Origin of the sequence: Dyadobacter sp. CY343 (assembly GCF_021390335.1) — a bacterium.
Classification (GTDB): Bacteria; Bacteroidota; Bacteroidia; order Cytophagales; family Spirosomataceae; genus Dyadobacter.
This window is the reverse complement of sequence record NZ_JAJUXK010000005.1, coordinates 380,610-398,687: the sequence shown is the minus strand read 5'-3', so window position 1 is coordinate 398,687 and position 18,078 is coordinate 380,610. Positions and strand designations below refer to the sequence as shown.

At 49.6% G+C, this 18,078-nt stretch carries 11 protein-coding genes; 2 read left to right on the top strand and 9 right to left on the bottom strand.

All coding sequences use genetic code 11. From position 1 onward, the window contains the following. Nucleotides 1–201 precede the first annotated feature (201 nt). Nucleotides 202–1,710 (top strand): succinate CoA transferase, encoded by a 1,509-nt coding sequence (locus LZG94_RS19315; RefSeq protein ID WP_233793433.1) that lies wholly within the window; start codon nt 202–204, stop codon nt 1,708–1,710. A 13-nt stretch (nt 1,711–1,723) separates the two neighbouring features. On the opposite strand, the gene LZG94_RS19310 is transcribed toward LZG94_RS19315, so the two are convergent. The 4 genes from LZG94_RS19310 to LZG94_RS19295 form a co-directional block, all read right to left on the bottom strand. After that, complete coding sequence (locus LZG94_RS19310) at nt 1,724–3,376, bottom strand: carboxylesterase/lipase family protein (protein ID WP_233793432.1); 1,653 nt, start codon at nt 3,374–3,376, stop codon at nt 1,724–1,726. Between the two features lie 266 nt (nt 3,377–3,642). Beyond that, nucleotides 3,643–5,955, bottom strand: a complete 2,313-nt coding sequence (locus tag LZG94_RS19305) for a glycosyl hydrolase family 95 catalytic domain-containing protein (RefSeq protein WP_233793431.1) — start codon at nt 5,953–5,955, stop codon at nt 3,643–3,645. 29 nt (nt 5,956–5,984) lie between these two features. Next, a complete protein-coding gene (locus LZG94_RS19300; RefSeq protein ID WP_233793430.1) occupies nt 5,985–7,514 on the bottom strand; it encodes a RagB/SusD family nutrient uptake outer membrane protein in 1,530 nt (509 codons plus the stop codon). 39 nt (nt 7,515–7,553) lie between these two features. Next, nucleotides 7,554–10,721, bottom strand: coding sequence for a TonB-dependent receptor (locus LZG94_RS19295; protein ID WP_233793429.1), 3,168 nt, complete (start codon nt 10,719–10,721; stop codon nt 7,554–7,556). A gap of 145 nt (nt 10,722–10,866) precedes the next feature. Between LZG94_RS19295 and LZG94_RS19290 the strand changes: the two genes are divergently transcribed. Next, nucleotides 10,867–11,754, top strand: a complete 888-nt coding sequence (locus tag LZG94_RS19290) for an AraC family transcriptional regulator (RefSeq protein WP_215231669.1) — start codon at nt 10,867–10,869, stop codon at nt 11,752–11,754. A gap of 8 nt (nt 11,755–11,762) precedes the next feature. Here LZG94_RS19290 and fucP read toward each other — a convergent pair whose 3' ends face one another. The 5 genes from fucP to LZG94_RS19265 are packed head-to-tail and all read right to left on the bottom strand — an operon-like array spanning nt 11,763 to nt 18,042. Beyond that, nucleotides 11,763–13,022 carry an L-fucose:H+ symporter permease gene (fucP, locus tag LZG94_RS19285; RefSeq protein ID WP_233793428.1) on the bottom strand — a complete coding sequence of 420 codons (1,260 nt, stop codon included), beginning with the start codon at nt 13,020–13,022 and terminating at the stop codon, nt 11,763–11,765. Continuing rightward, on the bottom strand, nt 13,019–13,786 hold the full coding sequence (locus LZG94_RS19280) for an SDR family NAD(P)-dependent oxidoreductase (protein WP_233793427.1): 768 nt from the start codon (nt 13,784–13,786) through the stop codon (nt 13,019–13,021). The genes fucP and LZG94_RS19280 overlap by 4 nt, the downstream gene beginning before the upstream one ends. Before the next feature lie 35 nt (nt 13,787–13,821). Continuing rightward, complete coding sequence (locus LZG94_RS19275) at nt 13,822–15,048, bottom strand: enolase C-terminal domain-like protein (protein ID WP_233793426.1); 1,227 nt, start codon at nt 15,046–15,048, stop codon at nt 13,822–13,824. A 57-nt stretch (nt 15,049–15,105) separates the two neighbouring features. After that, nucleotides 15,106–16,572, bottom strand: coding sequence for a DUF2231 domain-containing protein (locus LZG94_RS19270; protein WP_233793425.1), 1,467 nt, complete (start codon nt 16,570–16,572; stop codon nt 15,106–15,108). Nucleotides 16,573–16,584: 12 nt separating this feature from the next. Continuing rightward, nucleotides 16,585–18,042 (bottom strand): DUF1501 domain-containing protein, encoded by a 1,458-nt coding sequence (locus tag LZG94_RS19265; protein WP_215231674.1) that lies wholly within the window; start codon nt 18,040–18,042, stop codon nt 16,585–16,587. Nucleotides 18,043–18,078: the final 36 nt, after the last annotated feature.

The following is an 18,078-nucleotide window of genomic DNA, read 5'->3' as shown; positions in this document are numbered from 1 at the left end:
AGTATTCCAGCTGCATTGGATTGCAATTATTTGCAGGTACCATTCGAGTGATATTAGGAAAAAGTGTCAAGCAGTTTTAGAGCAGCTCTTAAAAAAAACCTGATCCAAATCATGTTTCTAAACCATTCCTAATCAGAATATTTCCAGCCTTGGCTCAGTTACTTTGGCAAATGGTAACAGAAGCGTTACTGTAACAATCAGATGGAAAACTTGGCAAGAATTAAAAATAAAACGCTGACTGATAAGATTATACTGGCGGAAGAAGCTGCCGGTCTTATTCAAAACGGAATGGTGATCGCTGCCAGCGGCTTTACGAAATCGGGCGATAGCAAGGCGGTTTTGCCAGCTTTTGGCGAAAGGGCTCAGATCGACCAATCTCAAATTACACTGATCACCGGCGCTTCGCTGGGCCAGGATACAGATGCAAAACTGGCTGCCGCCAACGCGATTTCGCTGCGGTTACCGTTTCAGGCAGACGCGACAATGCGCCGGCACATCAACTCCGCACAGCTTCTGTATATTGATGAAAACCTGGGCGAAACGGCAATGCATCTGAAAACCGGCGTTTTCCCGGCCATTGATATTGCGATCATCGAAGCCGTGTGTATTCACGAAGACGGCAGTATCGTACCCACAACTTCCGTCGGTAACTCCGCAGTTTTTGCGGCGCTGGCAAAAAAGGTTATCATCGAAATCAATACCGCAGTGCCGGAAAATATAGAAGGTATTCACGACATTTTCCTGAGCGGCAGTTACCCTGAAAAAGCAATTATCCCCATCACTTCGGTCGGACAGCGCATTGGGACCGGCTCCATTCCCTGCGACCCGGAGAAGATCGCGGGCATTGTTTTCACCCACAAAAAAGACAGCCCCGCCGATATCCAGCCGGCCGACAATACTACTAGTAAAATTGCAGGGTATATTCTTGATTTTCTCAAAAACGAAGTCGCAGCCGGCAGACTTACCCAGTCACTTTTACCTATTCAGGCGGGTATTGGAAAGGTGGCCAATGCAGTGCTGCAAGGTTTTGCAAACAGTGATTTTGAGCATTTGACAATGTATTCAGAAGTTTTGCAGGATAGTGCATTCGACCTGTTCGATGCAGGAAAACTTGATTTCGCCTCGGGCTCTTCTATTACAGTTTCAGAAGCGTGCTACCAGCGGGTTTTTGATAATCTGGAAAAATATAAGGATAAAATCCTGCTGCGGCCTCAGGATATCACCAATTCTGCAGAGGTGATCAGCAGGCTGGGAACTATTGCGATCAATACGGCGCTGGAATGTGATATTTACGGCAATATCAATTCCTCCCATATTGCCGGAACACACATTATGAACGGAATTGGCGGCTCGGCAGATTTTGCCCAAAACAGCTACATCAGCATTTTCGTAACCGAATCCACCTGTAAAGGAGGTACTATTTCCCGCATTGTACCGATGGTTTCACATGTCGACCATTCCGAACATGATGTGGACATTGTGGTAACAGAGCAGGGACTGGCAGATTTAAGGGGGCTCGCGCCGAGGCAAAAAGCGGAAGCAATCATCAAAAACTGCGTGCATCCCGATTACCGCGAAATGCTGGCCGGGTATTACGCCGAAGCCTGCGAGCGCGGCGGACAGACACCCCACGTCCTGGAAAAAGCATTTGACTGGTACCACAACCTGCGGACCACCGGCAGTATGAAACGGCAGCCGGTATTAACATAGGTATCGGCACTAATTATGCTTTCCGGATGGATTTCCACATAGCCAGTTCTTCTTTGAAACGGTTGTTGATCACCTCACATTTCGTATCAATGCGCATAGTCGGCCGGTCTTTCATATTGTAAGCCGGCCACTCGGGAACGTCCTTTGCGGCTGGTTTTCCGGTCCTCGCGAAGGTTGTCCATAGTTCCGCAAAGTGATGTGAAGCCACAAAACGCTCGGGCTTGCTCCCTCCGAAAAAGCTTTCGCTGGACTGAGTTGGATCTTTGGGCGGCACCTCGTTATTGAATTTGAAACTAATATCCATCGCGTGCGGCGTGCCCATCGGGTAGTCGGTGTCGAGTATCTTTTTTTCTGATTTATACCCAAAATTGTACAGATAAACCGGCGCCCCGTTCTGCTGTACCTTCTTCTCTGCAATATCAATCGAACCCAACCCCATCATCGCGATAGAGGTTATTGCTACAAGAACATCGATCGCGGATGCATCAGGCATTGTTTTCCGGTAAGTAGTGATCATTTTTTGCGTATCCGCGCCATGAAACGGTTCGAGTTTTTTCTGTAAACCCTCAAAGTCAATTTTCACCAAATCCACTTCTTTTCGCTGCCAGATGAAGAAATTGTACTCATCTTCATTCCACCCGACAAGCAACGGTTTATTTTTGGATATGTCAGGCGCAGAAGGATCAAAAGGGTGAATTGGAAGTATTTTCCCATCGACTACCGGACCGAAGCCGCCCGCGCCTGGCTGCGGCTTTTTCTTATTGTTTTTATCAATAAATGGAGGTACAGATGGCAGTTTATCCTGAATAGCCAGCAAATCGGCAGCTGGTACGTCGAGCAACTTTCTCCAATCCTTGGGAGAGATATTCAATTCTCTTAAAAGCATTGCCGTAGTCTCGGCGGCCGTTTCTTTGGGGGTCATGCGCACACCCGGGCCACTTTCTATCGAGGCTTTGTTGAAATAAGGCGCAGCCGAAGGCATTGCATACAGGCAGGAAGTCTTCGCTCCCCCACCCGACTCGCCGAAAATCATCACATTATTCGGATCTCCGCCAAATTGTGCAATATTTTCGTGCACCCATTTCAGGCCGTCGACAATATCGAGCATACCCATATTCCCCGAACCTGCATATTCCTCGCCCGCGATTTCATCCAGATACAGGAAACCCAGGAGTCCCAGTCTATGATTGGTCTGAACAACCACGACATCGAAATTCCGGGCGAGATTGGATCCATCCTGGCTTTGCGACGCCCCCGACCCGATCACGAATCCGCCGCCGTGATTGTAAAACATCACCGGGCGTTTCCGGTTATCATTTGCCGGTGTCCATACATTGAGAAACAAACAATCCTCCGCCGGTGCTGGCTCGTTGTGGCGCGGCGGCTGCATGGAGGGCGCACCGAATACCGAACTCCGTACACCAGTCCACGGTTCCACGGGTGCAGGGCGACGAAACCGCCTGTCCCCCGACACTTTGCCCCCATAAGGAACGCCCCTGAATATGTTCACCCCATTGTGCCGTACCCCCCGCAGCTTTCCCGGCGCTATCTCAACCTCAACAAAACCATCTTTGTCATAATACTTGAAACCAAATCCGCTGGCGCCGACCGCGGCCGTAGCTAATGAAAGCTGAGATAAGAATTGCCTTCTGTCAATTGGGCTCATAATACGACGGTTAAGGAATTGCAGTTTCAATATCGATTACACCAAGAATACAAAATTATGCCGCAAAAATCTAATCTCAACTTGCAACCAACAATGATTTGGCCCCGGCGGGGCCTCCTATAAACAGGAGGCCCCGCCGGGGCCAAAATCACGATCAAAACCATTTTTCTACAAATGGGTAGCCGCTCTGCGGCATGCGCTGACCCTACTTGGCCCTCCCTTCCTCCTTCCTCCCTACAAAGGGGTAGCCGCTCTGCGGCATGCGATCATCGTTTCCCCACGATTTCCACCTTGCCGCCTGCGGGAAAACTGAACTTCACAAACTTCCCGTCGTCCCTGATCTTCTTAGCGCCTTTGGATAAGGTGATGTTATACCCGGCCGAGGCCAGTTCGAGCGATGTTTCTCCGGCTTTCTCAGCAGTGAGCTTGATGTTACTTACTTTCCCGGCTTTCTTTTGCGCACTAACTAAAATCGCTCCTTCCGCACGCAGATTATCAAATGCGGCCTCCTGCCAGTCGGCCGGTAATGCGGGCATGATCTGGATGAAGCCGGCGTAGCTTTGCAGCATCATTTCCTGCAAACCCGATGCAAATGCGAAGTTTCCTTCCAGCGTGAATGGACGATATGTGAATTTGGAAAGACCGGATTTAGTCTGGTCGCCGTTGGCGTGGAAGCTGTTGGGCAGACAGAATGCTTTGGCGAATGTAGCCAGTGCGTCGCGGGCGCCGGCACCGTCTTTGGCGCGGGCTTTCAGGTTGGCGAGCCAGGAATAGGAATAGCCACACCAGTAATCCGGCCCAACCTTATCCAGTAATGCAATCGTATTTTTGATCGTTTGCTGCGCCTCTTCGCCATCTTCCCATTTGATCAATCCCAGCGGATGAATGGCCATTACATTCGAAAAATGCCTGTGCGATTCGTTGTAAGGATGCCCGGGCGCGAACATCAGTTCGTGTTCGGCTGTTTTGGCATAATCCGGAAATTCTTTCAAAATGCCCTGCCATTTGTCAGCCTGCGCCTTATCTCCCATCGCCAATGCGATTTCCGCGCCTGCTGTTAATGTGAATTTGATGATCGACAGGTCGTAATTGGTAGTCTGAGAAAACCAGGCTTCCAGGCTATTGTTATGAATCTCAGGGCTCGAACTGATCGGCAGCTGCCGCTGACCTTTTTCATTTTTAACCGTAATATGCTCGAAAAATGCACATACTTCCTTAAACCAGGGATAGGCACGGTCTTTCAAAAACGTCTTATCCATGCTGTACCGCCACTGCAAATAGTAATGCTGCGCCAGCCAGCCCGATACCGTCGGGGAAAGTGAATACTGGATCCAGCCTCCCATTTCGGTTCCGTCTAGGGTGGTCACGCCGGGTACTGCGAGTCCTTTTACACCAAAATAATCCTCGGTGTAGCGCAGGTAATTCTTTTTGTTTTCGTCAAGATGGTCCAGGTAACCGAGCGCCTCTTCGAGGTGATTACCACTGTATGCCGGCCAGTAACTGAGCTGGGTATTCAGATCGTGGTGATAATCGCCCTTCCAAGGTGGAATGCGACCGTTATCAGCTGTCCACACAGCCTGCAAAGAAATCGGCGGTGCCCCGCGCCGGGCTGCCGAACCAAACTTATATTGTTCCAGATACCATTGCTTTTCGATCATCGGATCAGGTACCCGGATCGAAGATTGCTGCCAGAATTTGGTCCACCAGGCTGCGTGCGTGGCATGTGTAGCGGCGTAGGTATCTTTCAATGCAGCTTGCGTAACAGTAGCCGATGCCGGCTGCACTGCTGATTTGGGGTAATGCGAAGACACGCTCCACACACCTTCAATAATACCTTTCCCCGCTGATTTCCAGCGCACTGTTATCTCATATTTAAACCCACCCCAACCTTCCTGATTGTAGGTAATGCTGTTCCCGGTACGCTTGATCGGACCTTGTTTGTAGCCTAATCTGACCAGATCTTCACCGCCTACCGGATCAGGTGCCGCGCCAGCTTTGACTTTTCCTTCATATTGCGGGGCTATTAATTCAGGCGTAAATTCATTCCCCACACCTTCAAACCGAAACCAGCCAACCGGCTTCGTCGCGTGCACAAATGTTTTCAGCACCATCCCATTCGTCCATTCCACAACTGCAGTTGCATTCGCAATTTCCAGGTCCGCCTTTTTAACAGAAATACCTTCCGGCAAACGGAATTCCAGCGCACCCGCGGGGATCTTGGAAGGAGCAGGTTCTTTGTCATAAGGGGCGTCCAGATATTGCTGAACGGGTTTATAGTCTTTTTTACGAACCTGCTCCTGCACCCATTTAAAACTAAACTCTTCCCTATGCAGACCCGCCATTGGTCGCATATCCCATACATCGGCACGGTCGAGCGAAAAACGGAGCTTACCTTCTTTTTGCCAGATCAGCGCGCCCACAGTCCCGTTCCCGAGCGGCAGGGCTTCATCCCAGCTTTTTGCCAGCTTATCAAAATGCATATTATGCTCCGGTTTTGGCTGGGCATTCGCAAAGGCAGCAGGCAGCAGTATTGTGCAAACCAGCCAAAGTTTAGCAGGAAAAGCATGAGAAGATTTCAAAATCATAGCAGGTTTAGGAATAGTAAGTTTTAGTAACCCGGGTTTTGAACCAGATTCTTGTTCCGGTCAATCTCCGACTGCGGGAATGGAAGCAGATTTTCTTTTTCTCCAAATGACAAAGTGACGCCGGCCGGGTTTTTCACCATAGCCAGTCTTTCTGCCATAATCCCCCAGCGTTTCAGATCGAAATAACGGTGTCCTTCCATCGCCAGCTCGGTACGGCGTTCGTGGCGGATGAAATCGCGCAGCTTTTCTTTGGTATTATACATCGTCTGGTCCACTGGCGGCAGGTTCACCCCCGTTCTCGCGCGGATTTTATTCAATGCGTCATAAATAGTTGCATCTGGTCCCGAAACCTCATTTTTAGCCTCTGCAAATGCGAGCAAAACCTCCGCGTAGCGCATATGCACCACATTCATATCGGTCACTGGAATTTTAGATCTGTCCCAGGGCAGCTTGGAAACGTCCATATATTTCTTCTGAACAAACCCGGTCAGGATCGGATCTGTGGTGTTAAATACGGATCCGTCGGGGTTAATATGCGGGTCGCCTGGTACCAGTACGGTCATTTTCAACCTTGGGTCCCTTTTATCATACGGTTTGGCCGCATCGTAGCCGGAACCGGGATCGGTGATCTTCTTCCCGTTGGTCATTTCATATTCGTCCACCAGGTTCTGGTAAGGCTGAATACCTCCGTACCAGCCAATTTCAACGAGCATTCCTTCATTGCCCTGCGGGTTATTGGGTGCCAGATATTTGGTTGAAAAAATGATCTCCGGATTTCCCTGCTGGGTTGGTTGCAGAAACAGATTGGCATAACCGCCCTGAAAAATCGAAAAGGTATTGGTAGCCATGATCTCACTCGTCAACGCAACCGCGTCGGCCCAGTTTTTCTCATACATCCTGACCCGCGCTTTCAACATTTGCGCACTGGCTTTTACAGCGTGGCCCGCATAGGCAGTAGCCGGCAGTTTGGCGATCGCATCGTTCAGATCTTCGACTACAAATGCAAGTACCTCCGCTCTGGGACTCTTCGCAATTTTGGCAGCTTCCGCATCTGCCGGCGCCTCTTTATACAAAACTACATCGCCAAAGAACTGCACAAGCTCGAAATAGAACAATGCACGCAAAAACCGCACTTCCGCCGAATAGACATCCTTTTTGGCCGGCGGCAATTCCGTCACGGTTCCCACATTTGCCAGAAAATAGTTGCAGGCTGCAATTCCGGCGTAAGGATCATTGTACAGCGACGAGTTGATGTTGGAAGGGTTTATAATGCCAATCGTCGCATTGTTGAAATTGAAGTAACTGTGCCTGTCGAGCGCATTGTCCGAGTAGGTGTCCAGATAAGGTCTGCGGTGGCCGAAGACCGAACTTTGCAACCTGCGGTAAACCCCCGCCAGCGCCATATCCACGTCGGCCTGTGTTTTCCAGAAAGTAGCGCCCGAAATGGCGTGCAGCGGGTCTTTGTCAAGATAGCCGTCGTCGCAGGAAGTGGTACCGCCCAGCACGAGGCTCGCCAGCATGGCGGCACATATATATTTATGTCTGAAATTCATTTTTATAGCAGTTTAATAGCTGTAAATCAGGGCTATATTTTAAAACTTGATACTTAATCCGGCAGTGTAGATCCGCAACTGGGGAAACTGTGCAAACCTGCCTGAACCGGCACGTTCGGGGTCATTTCCTTCGTATTTGGTCCACGTCAACAGGTTATCGCCAGAAACATAGATCGTCAAACCCTTCGACCTGACCTTGCTCAATAATTTCTCGTTGAATGTGTAAGACAGGTAAAGGTTTTTCAAACGCAGGTAAGATGCATCCTGAATAAAATAGGTAGAAGCATACCCCGAAACACCTGCATAACCTGTGAGGTAAGTAGCTGGAATTGTATTACTTGGGTTGGTCGGCGACCATGCGTCCAAAAACCGGGTCGGAGGCGCGGAACCTTGCTGGAACGGTTCATAACCCCAGCCGTTAACCTGCGTATTCACGCCCTGTACACCCTGGAAAAATGCGGTTAGATTGAAACCCTTCCACCCTGCATTCAGGCTGAATGAATAGTTGTATTTCGGAAATCTGCTGATCCGGATCCTGTCTTCCGGCCCAACCGTACCATTTCCATCCACATCACGGATTTTCAGGTCACCAGGTTTCAAAGTACCCGACGAAGGTTGTTTTGGAGAGTTATCGATCTCTTCCTGACTCTGGAAAACGCCGATCCAGTCGTATACAAAGAAATTATTGTAAGGCTGGCCCACTTCGATCGTACCCAATGTAGGCGCGAGCAACTTGGTCACCTTGTTGTTAAATTTGTGATAAAGTACGCTCACTCCGTAGTTGAAATCGCCAAAGCTCTTGCGGTGACGCAGCTCCACTTCCAGACCCGTATTCTGCATTCCACCCGCATTCACAATAGGTGCGAGCAAGCCCACGCTACTCGGCAAATCGGCCCGTGTGGAAAGAATGTCGGTCGTATTGCGTTTGTACCAGTCGATGGTCGCGCCGAAAAGCCCTTTGTACAGATCAACATCAAGTCCAAAATCCAGCATCGCCGTTTTTTCCCATCTCAGATCTCTCGTCACCAGGCGGGTCAGCTGCGCGCCGGAGCTCAAACCTGCAAACGGATAAGCCGTGAGACTGAGGATATCCTGGTAAGGATAGTTACCCGCCAGATTGATCCGGTCAGCCACGCCCACATTGATCTCCTGATTTCCCAGCACCCCATAAGAAGCCCGGAGTTTCAGGTTATCGACCCAGGAAACGGAGTTTTTGATAAAACCTTCCTCCGAAATCCTCCAAGCCGCAGAACCTCCGCCAAACGTTCCCCAGCGAGAACTTACGCGGGAAGTACCATCGCGACGGATATTACCTTCTATAAAATACTTACCCTTAAAATCGTAATTGACGCGACCGAAATAGGATTGCAATGCCCATTCCGCAGCTGTTCCGCCTGTTGCCTGGTTATTCGGCCCGCTTCCGTCCAACACCATCAGGCTCGTATTCGGGAAATCGAAACGGCTGCCGGAGAGGCGCTCGGTCAGGTTATTTTGTTGTTCAAAACCGGCTAAGAGTCCCAGGTTGTGATTGGTGCCAAACTGTTTGGTATAGTTCAGGGTACTGAAAAAAGTTCTCGTAATGCTCCGGTCTTCCCGCTGCTGCAAACCGAAAAATGTCGGGTTACCATTCGCTACCTGCACGTAAGTTCCCTCTGCATTAGGGTGATAAGCAAATGAAGGTGAACCGAACTGGCGGTTTTTCAACTGATCATTGTAAAAGGTTAGTCCGGCCTTATTCATCCATTTCAGCCCTTTGAGAATCTCGATCTCCACGAAAGCCTGCGCATTGACGTTGTACGTTTTGGTATACTGTCCGCCCGTCGCGTACACTTCCTCCACACTCCTGTTTCCCGAACCATTCGTTGCAAAATCGCGGTTCGTGATCCGCCCGCTGCCGTCGGGCAGGAAAGGTCCGAATGTAGGTCCCGACGCGTAGGCCAGCAACAGCAGATCATCATTGACCAGCCACGGCGCCTTTGCGTCCTGGAAGGAAAGGTTCAGGTTGGTACCGACGCGTACCCTTTTATGCACCTGGGTCGAGAAGTCGATCAGACCATTATAACGTTTGTACAAATAGCCTTTTGTAATACTTTCCTGATCGAGGTAATTAAAGGAAACATTGTAAAGCGTTTTCTCATTTCCGCCGCTGAAACCCAGGTGGTGGTTCTGGATCGGGCCTTTGTCCAACACATAATCCAGCCAGTTGAAGTTGGGGTACTGCTCGCTGTTGGGATTATTTTTATACAAATCAATCTGCTCCTGCGTGTAAATAGGCGCCTGGCCGCTTCTTGCGCGTGCCGAATTGTACATTTCCATATACTGCACCGAATTCGTGATCAGCTCCGGAGTCCGCGTAGCTTCGCTGAGCCCAAAGCTGCCCGTATATTCAATTTCGGAAGAGCCTGCTTTCCCTTTTTTTGTTGTGATTAAAATAACACCGTTCGCCGCACGCGCACCATAAATAGATGCCGATGCAGCATCTTTCAATACGGTCACACTTTCAATATCCTGCGGAGAAAGGTTTTTAATGGAAGCAATAATACCGTCGACAAGGATCAGTGGCGCATTGGAAGCACCAAATGAACCGAATCCGCGCAACTGGTAGGATGCATCGTCACGTCCCGGCTCGCCGGTAGACTGAATAACGTCCAAGCCTGAAACCCGGCCTTGCAACAAATTCTGCACATTGGGTACCGGCCTTTCCGTCAGTTCCTTCCCCGAAACAGTAGTCACCGAACCTGATAAATTCGCCTTCTTGGCTGTTCCGTAACCGACTACCACCACTTCGGAAAGGGAAGATTCTTCGGCTTTCAAACTGACATCCAGCGTAGTTTGCGTACCGGCAGGAATTTCCTGTCTTAAATAGCCTATATAGCTAAAAACGAGCGTCGAGTTCGGCTCGATCTGCAAACTGTATTTACCGTCGGCATCGGTGATGGTTCCCGTGGTAGTACCCTTCACCTGCACACTCGCTCCCGGCAGCGGCGCATTTTCATTGTCGAAAACAGTACCCGAAATCTGGCGGTTCTGACCAAAAGATACGTGACAAAAAATGAGCAAAACCACCACCAGTACCTTTGAAAACCGATCTGAAAGACCATTGAAATGCGCCGGCTTAACTAAGTGAACGCCGCTTCGACCGCACAGACGCCAGGACGCGAGCCAGCCCGACCTCGTCCGTGACTCAGGGTTGTAAATTTGATCCATAAATCTGAAAATGTTTAAATATATCAGGACTGCGTGCTGGTTTGACTCAGCTTGCTTACAGACAAATAAATAGTGATTTAGTTCAAAAAAGTGATTTTGGGTTGATATTTTGTAGTACTATATTTGCAATACGCTCAACTTTTCTATGAAACCAAGCTTCGCAATACTTTCCGACCTGGCCCATTCCCGCAAATCATTCGTGGTAAAGAAAATTGCGCGCTCAACTTTCTCGACAGACTTCCATTTTCACAAGGAATGTCAGCTCGTGCATATCGTTTCGGGCTCCGGCGTGCGCATTATCGGGCATTCAGTTGAGCGTTTTGAAAAAGGCGACCTCACTTTTGTCGGGGCCAATGTGCCGCACGTATGGTACAGCGAAGCGGAAGCAGAAGTTTCGGAGCCGCTTGAAGCCGTTTCACTCGCACTTTACATTGATTCTGAGCTTTTTTGCGAGCAAATGGGCGGGCTCATCGATGTTAAGAAAGTACAGAACTTTTTCAACGACGCGCAGCGCGGGCTGAAAATCCAGGGAGATAAAAAAGAGCTGGTGATCAGCATTTTAGAGGAAATGCTGGAACAAAAAGACGTGCATCTGCTATCTTCTTTCCTGCGCATTCTGGTGTACCTGAGCGACCCCGCGGAATCGACTTACCTCAATGCGCCCGACCCGATTTCCACCTATTCGATCCAGCCGCACGGGCGGATCCCGAAATTAATGTATTATATCCACCAGAACTTCAAGGATGACATTAGTCTGGAACAAGCCGCTTCGGTTTCGGGTCTGCAAATACACGCATTCTGCCGTTATTTTAAGGCGCTTACCAACCGGACCTTTTCAGAATTTTTGAATGATGTCAGGATCGGTTTTGCGTGTAAATTGCTCCACCAGTCCGACTTACCTATCACTCAAATCGCGCTGGAATGCGGTTACAGCAACATTTCTTATTTTAACCGTTGTTTTAAAAAGATCAATAAAATGTCCCCGAAAGAGTTTCGCGATTCCCTGGAAACCCGCAACCGGCAGAAACTCTGAGCGCATTATTACAATGCTGCTTCCCGATCAATATTCAGCACACGATAGCCAGATCTGGCATAAAACACAAGATATGCATAGCAGATCGCCGGTATAATGAACGCGGGTTTAATACCGAATGCATCGGAAAGCAGTCCCATCAGCGGCGGTACGATTGCGCCGCCTACAATACTCATGATAATCAGCGACGATCCCGTCTTGGTATATACGCCGAGGTTTTTAATGCTGAGTGTAAATAAGATCGGATACATGACCGAGGTAAACAGCCCGACCAGCGACAATGCATAAACGGACACATAGCCACCGCTGAATATCGAAATGCCGATCAGCACAATCGCAGCTGCCGAGCAAAACGCCAGGATTTTTGTTGCATTCATATTGCGCAGCGCAAAAGCGCCCGCGAGCCTTCCTATCAATACCAGCGCCATATAAAACGTAATAAAAAGGGCGGCGCTTTGTTCGGTCAGGCCGGCTATTCCTGACGCTTTTGCGTAGCGGATCATAAAACTGACAATCCCCACTTCCGCACCCAGATAGCAGAAAACGCCCAACGCACCGAGTACGGTATGGCCGAATTTCAACACTGAACGGAGCGAGCCCGCACTTTTTCCATCACCTTCGATTTTAGGGAGTTTGATAAAAAACACCAACAGCCCTATTGCCACAAATAATACCCCCAGACTCAAATAAGGCACTTTTACAAGCTGCGCTTCCGAATTCAGATATGCATTTAGCTGCGCCGGATCAAACTGCGCGACGGTTTGCGGCGGCACTTCTACGGCATGCAGCAGAAACCGGCTCCCGATATACGGACCCAGTGTAGCACCCAGAGACCCTACCGCCGATGCCAGACTTAACCGGCTTGAAGCACGGTCGGGATTGCCGAGGACAGAAATGTAGGGAGTGGCAGTAACTTCCAGGAAAGTAAATCCCGCCGCCATAATGAAAAGTGCGCCGAGAAAAAGCGGGTAATAGCGCACGCTGGCTGCTGGGAAGAACATAAATGCGCCGATTGCCGCAGTGAGCAGGCCGGTTACCATTCCGGCCTTGTAGCCATATTTATTGATAAATTTCCCGACCGGCAACGCGAGCAAAAAGTACGCCCCAAAGAATGCGGACTGGATCAGTGAAGATTGAAAATCAGTAAGTTGACAAGCCCTTTTAAGGTGAGGTATTAAAATATCGTTGATGTTGCGGCTGAGGTTCCAGATGAACATCAGGCTCATGACAACCAACAGCGGAATAAGTACGTTTTTACCGTTTTTCATCTTTTGTACCCCAATTCTGCCCCGCCACTTACCGGCATGATACAACCTGTTACAAACCGCGCGGCGTCGGAAACCAGGAACACGGCTACGTCGGCGATCACGTCGCCCTCCGGGCAGTAACCTAGCGGGTGGATATTATCGAGATACTTTGCAACGGATTCAGGATCAGGCTGTTCTTCCGACCATTTCCGTAACATCGGTGTCCACACACCGGCCGGACAAACTGCATTTACCCGAATATCAAAAGGTGCATAATCGAGCGCCATTGCCTTGGTGAGCGCGTTCATTCCTCCCTTTGTGCCCACATAAGCCGCGTGATTTTCCTGCCCTATTTCAGCAACCATGCTGCTGGTATTCAGGATGCAGCCTTTGGTTTGTTTCAAAAATTCAATCCCATATTTAGTAGTCCAGAAAACACTTTTCAGGTTTACAGCAAACAGATCATCCCACTCCTCCTCCGAAGTTTCATCCAGCGTTTTCGACGGACTTGCAATCCCTCCATTGTTGTGAATGACATTTATTTTACCAAAAACCGCAATGGTATGTTCAATAGCGTTTTTCACCTCGGCACCTGACTTTACATTCCCCACGAAAGTAGCGATTGGAAATCCGGAAAATTCTGTTGCAAGATGATTCAGAGCCTCCCTATCCAAATCCACGACCGACACACTTGCGCCCGCCGCCAGATATGCTTCCACACACTTCCTGCCGATGCCCGCCGCGCCGCCGGTTATAAAAATCACCTTTCCTTCTAGTACTCCCATATTTTGTTTCGAATGTTCCTCTCGAGCGGCTCGTTTTACTCCTTAAGATCACTGCTGCTCCCGGCTACCTGCGGAACCTGATAATATGCGTCGATTATCTCTGCGGGATTTACAAAATGCTGTTTCAAATGCGGGATATGTTCGAGGAACAAATGCTCGTGATCCATTCCAATGTGGTTGAAAAGGACCAAATGCTGGTGGATCTGGCCCATATCACCCACGTGCGGCACCACCGGAATACCCATACTTTTCGACAGCAGGCTGATCGTCAGAAATTCCGAAACGCCGCCTACCCGTACCGCGTCCACCTGGCAAAAATCCATCGCCTTCGCCTGGAAAAAATTCTTAAAAATAACCTTGTTCGGAATGTGCTCTCCCGTCGCCACTTTAAACGGCGCGATCGTCCTTGCGATCGTCTGGTGCCCGATTACATCGTCGGGATGCGTGGGTTCTTCTATCCAAAACGGATTGATATCCCCCAACATGCTACATGTGTTTTGTGCCTCTGGCACTGTCCATTTTTGGTTGGCGTCGAGCATGATCGTGGCTTTTTCGCCGGCTGCTTTGCGGATTAGCGTTGCTCTCCGTATATCTCTGGCCGGATCGTTGGAGCCAACCTTTAATTTTAATGCGGTAAAACCCTGGTTTATTGCTTTTTGTGTGTTTTCAATGATTTTTTCGTCTGAAAAATTAAACCAGCCCACCGAAGTGTCGTAGCCTTTATAGCCTGTTTCCAGGACATTCGTACGCAAATTTCTTGTTGCCTGGTGCTCGGTAAGTATCGTCAGTGCCTGCTCCCTGCTGAGCACTTCTTCGAGGTAGCTTAGGTCTAGGGTATTCACGAGCTGCTCCGGTGTGAGGTCAAGCAGCAATTTCCAGAGTGGTACCCCTTTCGATTTCGCCCAAAGATCGTAACACGCATTCACAACCGCCGCTAGCGCCAGATGTACCACGCCTTTGTGCGGCCCGAGCCAGCGAAAGGAAGGCGAGTCGACCATTTTACGGTAAACAGTACCAAAGTCCGACATCAGCTCCTCAATTTCCCGACCTTTTAATGAAGCCGAAAGGTATTCTATCGCCCTGCAAACCAGGTCCGTACCGACGCCCAATGTGAACGCCAGGCCCACGCCCGTTAAGGAAGTTTCCGTTTTCAGGCAGCAGACCGCGTAGGCATATTGCGGGTTAGTGTGCGTCGCGTCGGAACCGACCCCATCGGGCAGATCGAACCGTTTGTCTTTGACTTCAATAGCTACGATATACATGCAGTGCGGGGATGTTAGGGTACATGTGAAGGGATTTCAAAAAGATGGCGGGTCAGGTTATTTCTTTGCACTCGTAAATTTCTTCTCTGCGGTAGTGTCGCTCCGGAAGCCGGTTTCGAAGTGTATGTTTTTGCTATTTTTTAATGCATCTTGTTCTTCCGAAGTCAATGCTGTGCTCCATAGAAATACCTTTTCCAGCGAAGCAATATTCGTTAATGCTTTGATACTGGTATTGTTAACTTTCGTTCCGCTCAATGCCAGCTCGCGTAGTTTCGTCAATTTCTCCAACTCACCCAACGTAGTTCCCCGCAGATCTGTGAAATTCAATATCAGTTTGCGCAATTCAGGAAACCGGGCGATCGTCTTTAAATCTTCATCCTTAACAGGCATTTTACCAAAATCCATAGCAATTATCTGATCCTTTATCGGCAGCAGATCGCTGATATCGCTGGATTTAAATGCGGATCGGTTGTAAAAATTGACAAACAATGCCGGCGACGCGGGGGCATATTGCCTGATCGTACGATAGTTTGTATTCAAAGCTTTTATTTCTTCCGGATCGGCCGCTGCAAAATCATATATTTCGCCGGTCCGATTGCCGCCAAGTATATTCTCTGCGTAGCTAACAATTGGATTTTGAGCCGGCAGTGCGGTTACTTTTTGTTCAAAATCAGAACCCAGCTTTACCCACTCAGCGAGCAGCATTATTTCGTCGTCGGTGAGCTGCGCCTTGCCTCTGGGCGGCATGTGTTTTTTATCTTCCAGTGGTAAATGTACCCGGCTTACCAGCAGCCCAAGATCCGGTTTTGTAGTATCCCAAAGCATTCCGTTCTTGCCTCCTTTGGTCAAAAGTGCCTTTGTTTGCATTTGCAGCCGGCCTTTCGACTTTTCTGCATTGTGACAGGAATAACACTTCTGCTGCAAAACAGGCTGCACCAGATTTTCGTAAACTATCGCCTGCTGTATGGAAACCTGATTAGTCGTTTCAGTAGAATTATTCGGTGAAAATGTCAGAAAATCTTCTCCGTGCGTCAGGTTTCCACCCAAATGTCCCGCTATCAATAGCATAGCCAGAAACGTTACCGCAACCAGTTTCGCTGGAATTTTCCAGGGCGCCAGATATTTCGAAGCGCCGTACCAGGCTACACTTCCAACCGATATTCCCACGCCCAGCCACTTATGCCATAGTAAAGTTTGGGATACTTCGCTTTCTTCTTTCGACAAAAGAAATCCAGAAAATGCAGCAACGGTTGCTGTAAACGTTCCCAGTAAAAGCAGCGTTTCGGCGAGTTCCGCATTCCAGCGGACGGAGTCCTTTTTTTCAACAATAATGGTCCAAAAAGCATAAAGCAGCAGCGCAACAAGCGGAAAATGCAGTACCGCCGGATGCAGCCGCCCCACAGGAAACAGCCAGTTTGGAATCGCTACACCCTTTTCAAATACCAATAAAAAAATCAGCAGGCCATTCAGGAAGAAAGCCAGGTTATAAACGATTCCTTTCCAATTATCCAGGTAGCGGCGCACGATCGATGAATTTTAAGAAATAATGCCTTTTACCAGCTTCCCAGCCACGTCCGTCAGGCGGTAGCGTCTCCCCTGGTGTTTGAAAATAAGCCGCTCATGATCCAGCCCTAACTGGTTGAGAATAGTAGCGTGCAGGTCGTGGACGTGCACCGGATCTTTCACGATATTGTACCCAAAATCGTCCGTTTCACCAAAAACCAGCCCCGGCTTAATGCCGCCTCCCGCCATCCAGATTGTAAATGCGCGCGGGTGGTGATCGCGGCCGTAATCGTCTTTGGTAAATTTGCCCTGACAGAAATTGGTCCGTCCAAACTCGCCTCCCCAGATCACGAGCGTTTCGTCCAGCAGGCCGCGCTGTTTCAGATCGGTGATCAATGCAGCCGAAGCCTGGTCCACATCTTTGCATTGCCCGGCTATTTCCTTGGGTAATCCGGCGTGCCCGTCCCAGCCCTGGTGGTAAAGCTGAATAAACCGAACACCCTGCTCTGATAATTTCCTGGCTAACAGGCAATTGGCCGCATAAGTCCCCGGCACCAGGCATTCCGGCCCATACATCTTAATGATTGATTCGGGCTCTTTGCTCATATCGGTGATCTCGGGTACCGCCGTTTGCATGCGATAAGCCATTTCATATTGCTGGATCTTTGCCGTCACCTCCGGGTCTCCGAACTCATTGAAAGTGCCCTCATTCAGCGCAGCGAGCTTATCGAGCATCCTCCGCCGCTCCGAGCGGTCCATTCCTTCCGGGTCGCCGAGGTACAGCACCGGATTTTCGCCGCTGCTGAACTGTACACCCTGGTGCACAGAATCGAGAAAACCATTGGTCCACAATTTGGAATACACCCCCTGCCCATTTCCCTTACCCCGCGAAAGCAGCACGCAAAAGCCCGGCAGGTTCTGATTTTCGCTGCCCAGCCCGTAACTCAGCCACGAACCCATGCTCGGGCGGTTACCCACCTGCGCGCCCGTCTGGAAAAAAGTAAGCGCAGGATCATGGTTAATTGCGTCGGTGTTCATGGATTTGATGATGCAGATATCGTCCACAATGCGGGCTGTGTGCGGCAGCAGCTCGCTGATCCACGCGCCAGATTTTCCATGCTGTTTAAAATCAAATACCGAGCCCGCCAGCGGAAATCGGGTTTGATTTGAAGTCATACCGGTGAGCCGCTGCCCGCTCCGTATCGATTCAGGCAGGTCTTCACCGAACATTTTGTTCAATAAAGGTTTATGGTCAAAAAGCTCAAACTGCGACGGTGCGCCGTTTTGAAAGAGATAGATCACGCGCTTGGCCTTCGGAGCAAAGTGCGGCAGGCCCGAAACGATATCGTTTACACTGTTCTCAGCATTCGATTTGAAAAGATCGGGAACCAGCAACGAACCCAGCGCGGCGCTTCCTATTCCAAGACTTAGTTTGGACAGAAAGTGCCTTCGGTTGGAGTTCATTCCAAAATCAAAAATCGGCTTTTCCATATTGCTGTATGCATTATCGAAGCTTTCCGCGTGGCC